The sequence below is a fragment of the Mycobacterium sp. genome (assembly GCF_046091765.1).
GTDB lineage: Bacteria > Actinomycetota > Actinomycetes > Mycobacteriales > Mycobacteriaceae > Mycobacterium.
The window spans coordinates 54,265-65,112 of sequence record NZ_JBJTCF010000013.1 but is presented as its reverse complement, the minus strand read 5'-3'; the positions used below and the strand labels follow the sequence as shown (position 1 = coordinate 65,112).

The following is a 10,848-nucleotide window of genomic DNA, read 5'->3' as shown; positions in this document are numbered from 1 at the left end:
CCCCGGTGTGCTCACCGCCGCCGCCCCCACCGCCGCTGGAGGACGACGACTGGGAGGCGGTGTAGGCGACGATGGACGACGACAAAGCCGACTCGAAGCTATCGAAGCTAGCACCTCCCGCCGAGGACGAGGTCCAGCCGGTGCCCGACGAACTGTGGTACCAGCCCGGCTGGGGCGGCACCTCGCCGGTGGCCGCCTGATACTTCGCCGCCCAGACTGCCGCGGCTCCGCCGGCGACCGCGAACGGGACGTAGGCGGTGTAGAGGTCGCGGCGTCCGGAGAAGTCGAAGCGCGACTCCGCGGACTCGGTGGCCAGCAGGCGATGAAACCCGCCGGCCTCGGACCACAGCTGTCGACCGGCCGCGGTCCGCCGGGTGCCGACACCCGCGCGCCAGGACCGCAGCGACATCAGGAAGAACAACGCGAAGGGCAGCCCCCACAGGGTCATTCCGCCGAAGGTGGGGCTGGCGAATCCGACGATGGTCCCCACCAGGGCGACCGCGTTGGCCAACCGCAACCACAACTCCTGGCGGTGTTTCTCGATCAGGCCGCCGTCGAGGGCCCAGTCCCGAACGGCGGCGGCCATGTCGATCTTGGCTCGGCTGAGCTTGCCGCCGGCGGTGACGGTTCCGTTGGCGTGGAAAACGCCGTCGGGCTCGTCGAGGCCGAGGGCCGCACCCACGGCCTGGCTGACCGGATCGACGCCGTCCCACGCACCGGCGTCCCCGGTGCTGCGGACGGTCCACTTCTTCGGCCCGGCCTCACCCAGCGTCAGCACCCCGCGCTCTGCGAGGTGGAACAGGGTGGCGGTCAGCCCCTCGCCGGGGACCTTCTCGGTCCGGATGTACTCGCACTGCACCGGCCCCAGGCCGGTGGGCGGCGCGTACTGCAGCGGGAAACCCGGGGACGGCTCGACGGTGGAGCGCAACCACAGGAACCCGCCCAGCCCGGCCGCCGCGGCCAGGCCGAGCACCCACGCCATCGCCGCGACCGAGCGTCCGAGGACCCCGTCCCATCGGGTCGACCACGGCAGTTCGGCGCGCGGCGGGGTGGGCACCTCGACGCCGGCCCGGACGGTGACCGGGGTCCGCGGCGCCAGATCGGTGGCGGAAAGTTCCACCCGCTCGCCGTCCACCCGCAGCCCGGCGCAGCCGCGCCCCACCCCGGTGCCAACCGAGCACTGGGCGCCGGGCACCCGGCCGGGCAGGGTGATGGCGACGTCGGCCCGCAGAATCTCGTTGTTCCACGCCGGGGCCACCACGTTCCAGAAGAACACCGAAGGAGCTGCCGGATCCCCGGCGCGCGAGGCGAATTCCCGGTTCTCGCCGACCGAGCCCCGGTCGAGCACACCGGGCACCGTGTAGCGGATCCGGTAGACGTGGGTGCCCGGGCTGAGATACACGGTGGGGTCACCGATCTTGGCCACGACGAATCGGCCGTACTGCTCGGTCAGCATCTCGTAGGGCACCGGCTGACCGTCCAGCGAGATCTCGAGCACGTCGGGCACCTGTCGCACGTGCGGGTCATTGGGGTTGCCGACGTCCCAGTACCGGAAGATCCCGTGGCGCAGCATCGGGAACTCGGCGGTGATGGTCTCAGTGGCCTGCAGCAGCCCGTCGCGGTCGACCGCGATGTCGGCTCGCAGGGTGCTGATCACCACCGGATCGGAGACCGGCCCGCTCTGCGACGTGCTCCCGGACAGCGCCGGATGAAGCAGTCCGAGCACCACGAACAGACCGGCGGTCCCCCACACCAAAACCCGGGCCACGGACTTCACGGCGACCTCCCGGGCTGATTCTCAATTCGTCAGCCTAGTGGCAGCGGAAGTGGCGGGTCAGCCGATCTGCAGCGGGTCGATCTGAACCCTGACCGCCGGATCGTGGCGTGCGCTGCGCACCGCGGCGGATTCGCGAAGCGATCCGGCCAGCGCCAGGCCTTCGTCGCGGGACACCCGGATCAGCACCCGGACCACCGGATCGCCGGTCGCGGCCCCCGGGGGCCGGCGCACACCCGGGGGCAGCTCCACCGGGCCGATCACCTCGGCGTCGGCGGGCAGCTGGGTCTGGGCGATCAGCGCGGAGACCGCCTCGGGCGGTCCGTCGACGGCGGCCATGTGCACGGCCGGCGGCAGCCCGACGGCGACCCGGGCGGCGAGTTCGGCCTCGGCGTGGCCGACCGGGTCCCACTTGACGAGCGCCTGCACGGTGGGGATCGCCGAGTCGGCGACCACCACGACGACGCCGCCGTCCTCGCGGGAGTGCACCTGCGCGGCCGCGGCCATCCACCGGCGCAGGGCATCCTCGGCGGCCCTGAGGTCCTGACGACCCAGCAGGGCCCAGCCGTCGAGCAGCAGCGCGGCGCCGTAGCCGTCCGGTGCGAGCGGTTCGGCACCCGGGGTGGCGACGACCACGGCCGCACCCGGGCCGATCGCGGCCTGCACGGCGTCGCCCGCCGAGGTCACCACCGGAGTCCCCGGAAAGGCCCGGCCCAGTTCCTCGGCGGTGCGCCGGGCGCCCACCACCACCGCGCGCAGACTGTCCGAACCGCAACGCGGACAGCGCACAGCGGCGTCCACCCGCCCGCACCACCGGCACGTCGGGCCGTCCGCGCTGCGCCCCGACAGCGACAGCGGGCCGGCGCAGTGCCGGCACCGGGCGATGGTCCGGCACCGCGCGCACGCCACCGAGGGCAGGTAGCCCCGTCGGGGCACCTGGACCAGGACCGGCGACCCGCGCTCCAGCGCCGAGCGGGCGGCCCGCAGCGCGACCGACGGCAGCCGCGCCGTGCGGGCCGCCGGGTCACGCTCCTCGGCGTAGCCGCCGTCCTCCAGTGCGACGACCCTGGGCGCGCGGCTACGAACGACCGGCCTGGCGGCCGCGAGGTCGTGCGCCCATCCGCTACCGACCAGGGCCTGCGCCTCGGCGGTGCGGGCGAAGCCGCCGATGAGCGCGGCACAGCGCAGCTGGTGCGCCCGCAGCATGCCGACCTCCCGGGCGTGCGGATAGGGCGCCCGGGGTTCGGCCAGGCTGTCGTCGCCGTCGTCCCAGACGATGACCAGGCCCAGCCGCTGCACCGGCGCGAAGACCGCGCTGCGGGTGCCGATCACCAGCCGGGCCCGGCCGTGCAGTACCGACAGCCACCGGCGGTAACGGGCCGACGGACCCAGGCCGGCCGCGAGCGCGACCACCGCCGATTCGTCGATCAGGGCCGTCGCGGCACGCCAGAGGGCCTCGACGTCACGCTGGTCGGGCACCACCGCCAGCACCCCGCGACCGCCGCCGACCGACGCGGCCGCCGCCTCGGCCAGCCGATCGCACCACCGCTCCCCGGGCAGCGCCTGCCACACCGCGCGGGCGGCCCGGCCGTCGCGCAATGCGGCGAGGAACCGCTCGCCCCGGGCGTAGCGGACCCACCCGGCCGGGTCGACGGGCCGGACGGCCGGCGCCTGCCCGGGTCCCGGCGGCGAGGCGGCGGCCTTTTCCGCAGCCGCGTGGCGCGGCGGGATGGCCAGTCGCACGACGTCGGGCCGGGTTCCGGCGTAGCGTGCGGCGACCGCGTCGACCAGTCGCCGCACCTCCGGGGTCAGGACGGGTTGGGCCGAGAGGACCCGGTCGAGCCACCCGAGCTGACCGGCGTGGTCGGTGTCCGAGCGGCGTTCCAGGATGAAGGCATCGGTCAGCCGGCCGCGGAACCGCACCCGCACCCGCACTCCGGGCTGGGCGTCGTCGGACTGGTCGGCGGGAACCAGGTAGTCGAACTCCCGGTCCAGGTGCGGCACCGAGAGCATGGGCAGCACCCGGGCGATGGGCTCATGCTCAGCAGCACACCGGCCCGATCCGCTCACCTGCTCCTCAGAGTTCGCGCTCCCCGCCCGCCGCTCGACGTTCCCGAGCGCTGAAGAATACATCCTTCTTCGAGATGTCACCCTGTGCGAGCTTGCGGAGGGTGTACTTGTCCACCGCATCCCAGGCGCCCTGCACGCCGTCGGGCGATGCGGCGTAGGTCAGCGACTTCCCGCGGGCGAAGCCCATTCGCTCGCCGACGGCGACGGCGTCCATGTTGGCCCCGAGGAAGACGAAGTCCCAGGAGTAGACGGTCTCCTGGTGCGCGATCAGGTCCCGCACCGCCTGCAGCTTCCACTCGGTGCTCGCGTTTTCATAGCCGTCGGTCATCACCAGCACGGTGACATCACCCGGGCGGTCGCCCTCGGGGAGGGCGTCCAACCCCGCCCCCACCTCGGTGATGAACCGTCCGACCGCATCGAGCAGCGCCGTGCTGCCCCGCGGGTGCAGCTCCAGGGCCGGCACCTCGGCGACGTCGCGGTCCCGGTAGACGATCTCGTAGTCAGAGTCGAACTGGGCCAGGGTCACCCGGGTGGTGCCCGACCCACCCCGCTGTCCGGCGATGAAGGCGTCGAACCCGCCGCAGGTGTCCTCGGCGATGGCGTGCATCGACCCGGACCGGTCCAGCAGTGCGGCGATCAAACTCGCGTTCGAATTAGTCATGTTTCCCCCTAGGTGAGATGATGGTGTCCGACACATCCGGGGCCCGGATGTGTTCTATATCTCCAGGATAACCGCGGCCACCGACATGTTTGCTGGGCCGTGAACGGCGCGGTTTGTGGCGTGGCAGCCGACATTGTCAGAATGGTGGTCGCAACGGTCGCGATGATTTAGCCGCAGGAGAGGCCTCGGATGACGGGTGTAACGCGCCCGGATGCGGGGCCGATACAGACTCCGATCACCGGGCACCTGCTCGGGATCGTCAGGGACCGACAGGATCGACAGGGAAGGCCAACCGGATGAGGCGGATGAGGACCCACGGCAGCACGGTGATCGGCGCACTCGGCGTCGTGAGCGGGATCGCCGGGATCGCACTGGCAGGGCTTGCCGCCCCGGCGGCGACCGCCGCCCCCGACTGCAGTCCGGCCGCGGTGCAGAACACCGTGGACACCGTGACCCAGCAGGCCCAGGCCTACCTCGACACCCACCCCGAGGGCAACAAGACCCTGATGTCGGCTGCGCTGCAGCCCCGGCCGCAGGCCGAGGTGACGATCCGCGACTACGCCGCGACCAACCCGCAGGAGTACGCGGAGTTCCGCAAGATCCTGCTTCCGCTGGCGACCGTCCAGGACCAGTGCGGCACCCAGGTGGTGCCCGCCCAGTTCCAGTGGGCGTTCGACCAGTTCATCGGCTGACACGCCAGGCGTCCCGAGCGTCGCGATGACACCCGATGTCCAGACACTGATCATCGGGGCCGGGTTCTCCGGACTCGGGGTCGCGATCGCCCTGGATCGGGCGGGCCTCGGCGACTACCAGATCGTGGAGGCCGGCGGCGGCGTCGGCGGAACCTGGTACTGGAACACCTACCCCGGCATCGCCGTGGACATCCCGTCGTTCTCCTATCAGTTCTCCTTCGAGCAGAGCTCCCGGTGGACCCGAACCTACGCCCCGGGCACGGAGTTGCGCGCCTACGCCGAACACTGCGCCGACAAGTACGGGCTGCGGTCCCGGATCCGCCTGCACACCCGGGTGCTCGGCACCGCCTTCGACGACGAGGCCGGGGTGTGGCGGGCCGATCTCGACTCCGGCGAGACGCTGACGGCGAGGTTCCTGATCAACGCCAGCGGCGCGCTGACGATCCCCAAACTCCCCCAGATCGAAGGCTTGGACGGTTTCGCCGGACCCGCCATGCACACCGCGCGCTGGGACCACAGCCAGGACCTCACCGGCAAACGGGTCGCGATCATCGGCACCGGCGCCTCTGCGGTTCAGGTCATTCCGGAGATCGCGCCGACGGTGCAGCGGCTCACGGTCTTCCAGCGCACCCCGATCTGGTGCTTCCCCAAGTTCGACGTCGAACTCCCGGCCGCGGCGCGGCGGGTGCTGCGCATTCCCGGCGGCAAGTCGCTGCACCGCTGGATCAGCCAGGCCTACGTGGAGTTGACCTTCCCCATCGCCGCGCACTACTTCACCCTCAACCCTTTCGCCAAGCGGATGTCCGAGGCGGGAAAGGCCTACCTGCGCAGAGAGGTTCGTGATCCCGAGGTCCGCGCCAAGCTCACCCCGCGCTACGCGGTCGGCTGCAAGCGGCCCGGCTTCCACAACACCTACCTGTCCACCTTCAACCGCGACAACGTCGATCTGGTGACCGAGCCGATCGACCGGATCACCCCCGGCGCCGTGGTGACCGCCGACGGCCGCGAACACGATGCCGACGTGCTGATCCTGGCCACCGGCTTCACGGTGATGGACATCGACAGCGTCGCCTATCCCATCACCGGCACCGGCGGGATGTCACTGGTCGACTACTGGGACACCCACCGGTTGCGGGCCTACGAGGGTGTGAGCGTTCCGGGCTTTCCGAACATGTTCTTCGTGTTCGGGCCCTACGGCTACGTGGGATCCTCGTATTTCGCCCTGATCGAGGCGCAGAGTCACCACATCGTGCGCTGCCTGAGCCATGCGACCCGGCACGGCGCGAACCGGATCGAGGTCAGGACCGAGGCCAGCGACCGGTTCTTCGCCGAGATGCTCGGCAAGCGCCACCGTCAGATCTTCTGGCAGGACAGCTGCGCACTGGCCAACAGCTACTACTTCGACCGGCACGGCGACGTGCCGCTGCGTCCGGACACGACCCTGCAGGCGTTGTGGCGCAGCCGCCGATTTCCGTTGTCGGACTACGCGTTCGGGGTCACAGCCTGACGGCTAGACCGAGTTCTTCAGGTCATCGACCTTGTCGGTCCGCTCCCACGGCAGATCGAGGTCGTTGCGACCGAAGTGGCCGTAGGCGGCGGTCTGCGCATAGATCGGCTGCAGCAGGTCGAGGTCGCGCACGATCGCTCCGGGCCGCAGGTCGAAGACCGCGGTGATCGCCTTCTCGATACGGTGCGGGTCGACGGTTTCGGTGCCGAAGGTCTCCACGAACAGGCCCACCGGCGCGGCCTTGCCGATCGCGTAGGCGACCTGAACCTCTATCCGGTCGGCCAGTCCGGCCGCCACGACGTTCTTGGCGACCCAGCGCATCGCGTACGCGGCCGATCGGTCGACCTTCGACGGATCCTTGCCCGAGAACGCACCGCCGCCGTGCCGGGCCCAGCCGCCGTAGGTGTCGACGATGATCTTGCGCCCGGTCAGGCCGGCGTCACCCATCGGGCCGCCGACCACGAACTTGCCGGTCGGGTTGACCAGCAGCCGGAAGTCCGAGGTGTCCATCGTCGCGTGGCCGAGGTCATCGAGCACGGCGTCGACGACCTGCTCCCGGATGTCCGGGGCCAGCGTCTTGACCAAATCGACGCCCTCGGCGTGCTGGGTGGAGAGCACCACGGTGTCCAGGCGGATCGGCGTGGTCCCCTCGTAGGCGATGGTGACCTGGGTCTTGCCGTCCGGGCGCAGGTAGTCCAGGGTGCCGTCCTTGCGGACCGCGGACAGTTTGCGGGACAGCCGGTGCGCGAGTGCGATCGGCAGTGGCATCAGTTCGGGGGTGTCACGGATCGCATAGCCGAACATCAGCCCCTGATCACCGGCACCCTGAGCGTCGAGCGGATCCCGCTCGCCCTCGACTCGGGCCTCGTAGGCCTCGTCGACACCAATGGCGATGTCCGGCGACTGCGCGCCGATGCCGATGTTGACCCCGCAGGTCTCCCAGTCGAAGCCCTTCTCGGAGGAGTCGTAGCCGATCTCGCGGATCCGGTCCCGCACGGTCTTGGTGATGTCGGCGAACGCCTCCTTGGCGTTGGTGGTGACCTCGCCGACGACGTGCACCTGACCGGTGGTCACCAGGGTCTCCACCGCGACGCGCGATTTCGGGTCTCCGGCGAGCAACGAGTCCAGCACCGAGTCGCTGATGGCGTCGCAGATCTTGTCGGGGTGTCCCTCGGTCACCGACTCGCTGGTGAACAGCCGACCGCTCACGGTGTCAAACCCTTCTGATCCAGGAACGCGGCGATCGCGTCCACGATGCGGCTCGCCATCAGTGTCTTCGAGGCGTGCTCGAGGGTGGTCTCGGTGCCGTCCGCGGCCAGCAGCCAGCCGTCGTTGCTGTCCACCTCGAACGCGCGGCCTTCGCCGACGGCGTTGACCACCAGCAGATCGCAGGCCTTGCGCCGCAGCTTAGCCCGGGCATAGGACAGGACGTCGCCGTGGGCGTCGCCGGTCTCGGCGGCGAACCCGACGATCGCCCTCAGATCCGGAAGCTGTCCCTCGGCACGCTGGCGAACGACACCGGCCAGCACGTCGTCGGTGCGCACCAGTTCCACCGTCGGCCGCTCCCCGGCGTCGGCGCTCTTCTTGATCTTGGCCGGGGCGACCCGGGCGGGCCGGAAGTCGGCGACCGCGGCGGCCATCACCAGCACGTCGGCCGCGGGCACATGCTTGGACACCGCCTCATGCATCTGGGCCGCCGACGTGACGTGCAGCACGTGCACGCCGGCCGGATCGGCCAGCCCGGCGGTCTGACCGGCGATGAGGGTCACCTCGGCGCCCCGCTGGGCGGCGACCCGGGCCAGCGCGTAGCCCTGCTTGCCCGAGCTGCGATTGCCGACGAAGCGCACCGGGTCGATCGCTTCGCGGGTGCCCCCGGCGGTGACCAGGAACCTCACACCCCGCAGATCGTGGGGCAGGGCGTCGGCACGCTCGAGGAGCAGCTCCGCGAAGGTGGTGATCTCCTCGGGTTCCGGGAGCCGCCCGGCGCCGGTGTCGGCACCGGTGAGCCGACCGGTCGCCGGCTCCAGCACGATCGCGCCGCGGCGGCGCAGGGTCGCCACGTTGTCGACCGTGGCCGGGTGCTGCCACATCTCGGTGTGCATCGCCGGGGCGAACAGCACCGGGCAGCGCGCGGTGAGCAGGCATGCGGTGAGCAGGTCGTCGGCACGGCCGGTGGCGGCCCGGGCCAGCAGATCGGCGGTGGCCGGGGCGACCAGCACCAGATCGGCCTGCTGGCCGAGGCGAACGTGCGGCACCTCCGAAACGTCCTGGAAGACGTCGCTGCGCACCGGGTGCCCGGACAGCGCCTCGAAGGTCGCGGCCCCGACGAAACGCAGGGCCGCCCGGGTGGGCACCACCTGGACGTCGTGGCCTGCCTCGGTCAGGTGACGAACGACCGCACAGGCCTTGTAGGCGGCGATGCCGCCGGACACCCCGACGATGATCCGCTTGGGTCTCATGGGAGGAACCCGCGGTGGCCGCGGCTACTCGCCTTCGGTGTGTTCGAGTTTGTCGCCGTGGATCTCCCGCAGCGCGATCGACAGCGGTTTCTCCTGCAGCCCCGGCTCGACGAGCGGGCCGATGTATTCCAGGATGCCGTCGCCGAGCTGGTTGTAATAGTCGTTGATCTGGCGGGCGCGCTTGGCCGCGTAGATCACCAGCGCGTACTTGCTCGACACCCGGGCCAGCAGTTCGTCGATGGGCGGATTGGTGATGCCCAGCGGGGTGTCGTAGGCCCTGGCCGCGCCGGGCGCCGGATCGTAGTGATCCGAGTTGGTTGTCACGTGGACCTTCTCCTGGGTTTCGAGGGTTGTCAGGTGGGGCTCGCGGGTCGTTTCGCGATCTCTGCCTGACCGCTCGCGCCCGGTTTCGGCGCGTTTCCCACCAGCAACGATATCAATTCAGCGCAGGCCGATTCCAATCGGCTGTTGACCACGACAGCGTCGAACTCGTCCTGAGCAGCCAACTCCGCCTCGGCGGCGGCCAGCCGGCGCGCCATCCGTTCGGGGGTTTCGGTGCCCCGCTCGGCCAGCCGTCTGCTCAGGGCATCCCGATCGGGCGGAGCCAGGAAGACCGTCACGGCGTCCGGGAGCACCTTCTTCACCGCCCGGGCACCGGCCAGGTCGACTTCGATCAGCACCGGATGCCCCGCAGCGGCGGCCTGCAGAACCGGCGCCGACGGCGTTCCCGACCGGTGCAGTCCGCCGTGGATCTCGGCCCACTCCAGCAACTCGCCGCTGTCGATGAGGTGCTGGAAACGGTCCGGGGAGACGAAGGTGTAGTCCACGCCGTCGACTTCGCCCGGGCGTGGCTCCCTGGTCGTCACCGACACACTGAAGTAGAGGTCGGGAAACCGGTCGCGCAGCACCCGGACAACTGTCGACTTCCCCACCGCCGACGGGCCGGACAGCACCAGTACGCGACCACGGCGCGCGCTGTCGGGAGATGACCCCCCACTGCTGGCCGGTCCACCGCCGGGGTCGGTCGGTCTGGCCATCGTGCGGCTCAGGCCGGACTCAGGCCGGGCTAGGCGAAGTCGAACTTCTCCAGCAGGGCCTTGCGCTGCCGATCGCCGAGTCCGCGCAGGCGGCGGGTCGGGGCGATCTCCAGCTCGGTCATGATTTCCTGCGCCTTGACCTTGCCGACCTTGGGCAGGGCCTCCAGCAGAGCGGAAACCTTCATCTTGCCGAAGACCTCGTTGGTCTCGGCGTCCTTGAGCACCTGCTTGAGGTTGGTGCCACCGCGCTTGAGCCGATCCTTCAGCTCAGCTCGCGCTCGACGCGCAGCGGCGGCCTTCTCCAAAGCGGCTGCCCGCTGTTCGTCGGTCAACTGGGGAAGGGCCACGAGTTCCTCCGTCTCATCAGCTTCATTGATGTATTCGTTTATCTACTTTTTGCCTGGTCCGGGATCTCCAGCCAGCGACGATGACCGTACCCACGCCATCGCACGCAATCTAACCCCACCCCCAGGGCTGCGACGCAAACGCGCCGGTCAGTAGGGCTGCAGTCGCTGCTCGGCGCGGCCTGCCAGGTCCGTTCACAGCCTGGCCGGCGATGTCGGCCGCTAGGCTCCGATATGGCTTCTGAGCAGGGATTTCCCGGGCGATAGCGAGCCCGGCACCGATCCGCCGGGAGGCCCCGACCCC

General features: G+C 70.6%; 10 protein-coding genes. 2 read left to right on the top strand and 8 right to left on the bottom strand.

Features of this window, described 5'->3' with window-relative positions:
- The 3 genes from ACKOB8_RS01550 to ACKOB8_RS01540 form a co-directional block, all read right to left on the bottom strand.
- On the bottom strand, positions 1 to 1,768 hold a 1,768-nt coding region (locus ACKOB8_RS01550; protein WP_526374933.1), incomplete at its 3' end, for a DUF2207 family protein.
- Positions 1,769 to 1,834: 66 nt separating this feature from the next.
- Positions 1,835 to 3,787 (bottom strand): primosomal protein N', encoded by a 1,953-nt coding sequence (locus tag ACKOB8_RS01545; protein ID WP_526374931.1) that lies wholly within the window; start codon positions 3,785 to 3,787, stop codon positions 1,835 to 1,837.
- A gap of 64 nt (positions 3,788 to 3,851) precedes the next feature.
- A complete protein-coding gene (locus tag ACKOB8_RS01540; protein WP_526374925.1) occupies positions 3,852 to 4,505 on the bottom strand; it encodes a vWA domain-containing protein in 654 nt (217 codons plus the stop codon).
- Between the two features lie 305 nt (positions 4,506 to 4,810).
- Here ACKOB8_RS01540 and ACKOB8_RS01535 point away from each other — a divergent pair, with 305 nt between their 5' ends.
- Together ACKOB8_RS01535 and ACKOB8_RS01530 are read left to right on the top strand one after the other, a co-directional pair.
- Positions 4,811 to 5,197 carry a hemophore-related protein gene (locus ACKOB8_RS01535; protein WP_526374923.1) on the top strand — a complete coding sequence of 129 codons (387 nt, stop codon included), beginning with the start codon at positions 4,811 to 4,813 and terminating at the stop codon, positions 5,195 to 5,197.
- A 25-nt stretch (positions 5,198 to 5,222) separates the two neighbouring features.
- The gene (locus tag ACKOB8_RS01530) at positions 5,223 to 6,704 is read left to right on the top strand and encodes a flavin-containing monooxygenase (RefSeq protein ID WP_526374921.1); all 1,482 of its coding nucleotides are present in this window, start codon (positions 5,223 to 5,225) and stop codon (positions 6,702 to 6,704) included.
- Between the two features lie 3 nt (positions 6,705 to 6,707).
- Here ACKOB8_RS01530 and metK read toward each other — a convergent pair whose 3' ends face one another.
- The 5 genes from metK to mihF are packed head-to-tail and all read right to left on the bottom strand — an operon-like array spanning position 6,708 to position 10,547.
- A complete protein-coding gene (gene metK / locus ACKOB8_RS01525; protein ID WP_526374919.1) occupies positions 6,708 to 7,913 on the bottom strand; it encodes a methionine adenosyltransferase in 1,206 nt (401 codons plus the stop codon).
- Positions 7,910 to 9,163 (bottom strand): bifunctional phosphopantothenoylcysteine decarboxylase/phosphopantothenate--cysteine ligase CoaBC, encoded by a 1,254-nt coding sequence (gene coaBC / locus ACKOB8_RS01520; protein WP_526374917.1) that lies wholly within the window; start codon positions 9,161 to 9,163, stop codon positions 7,910 to 7,912. The genes metK and coaBC overlap by 4 nt, the downstream gene beginning before the upstream one ends.
- Before the next feature lie 24 nt (positions 9,164 to 9,187).
- Complete coding sequence (rpoZ, locus tag ACKOB8_RS01515; protein ID WP_526374915.1) at positions 9,188 to 9,487, bottom strand: DNA-directed RNA polymerase subunit omega; 300 nt, start codon at positions 9,485 to 9,487, stop codon at positions 9,188 to 9,190.
- Positions 9,488 to 9,516: 29 nt separating this feature from the next.
- Positions 9,517 to 10,200 (bottom strand): guanylate kinase, encoded by a 684-nt coding sequence (gmk, locus tag ACKOB8_RS01510; protein ID WP_526374913.1) that lies wholly within the window; start codon positions 10,198 to 10,200, stop codon positions 9,517 to 9,519.
- A 29-nt stretch (positions 10,201 to 10,229) separates the two neighbouring features.
- Positions 10,230 to 10,547 (bottom strand): integration host factor, actinobacterial type, encoded by a 318-nt coding sequence (gene mihF, locus ACKOB8_RS01505; protein WP_526374911.1) that lies wholly within the window; start codon positions 10,545 to 10,547, stop codon positions 10,230 to 10,232.
- Between the last annotated feature and the right edge of the window lie 301 nt (positions 10,548 to 10,848).

Coding starts and splice junctions, on each gene's coding strand:
- gmk (WP_526374913.1), bottom strand. CDS start 10,200: ATGGCCAGACCGACCGACCCCGGCGGTGGACCGGCCAGCAGTGGGGGG.
- ACKOB8_RS01540 (WP_526374925.1), bottom strand. CDS start 4,505: ATGACTAATTCGAACGCGAGTTTGATCGCCGCACTGCTGGACCGGTCC.
- coaBC (WP_526374917.1), bottom strand. CDS start 9,163: ATGAGACCCAAGCGGATCATCGTCGGGGTGTCCGGCGGCATCGCCGCC.
- ACKOB8_RS01530 (WP_526374921.1), top strand. CDS start 5,223: ATGACACCCGATGTCCAGACACTGATCATCGGGGCCGGGTTCTCCGGA.
- ACKOB8_RS01545 (WP_526374931.1), bottom strand. CDS start 3,787: ATGCTCTCGGTGCCGCACCTGGACCGGGAGTTCGACTACCTGGTTCCC.
- ACKOB8_RS01535 (WP_526374923.1), top strand. CDS start 4,811: ATGAGGACCCACGGCAGCACGGTGATCGGCGCACTCGGCGTCGTGAGC.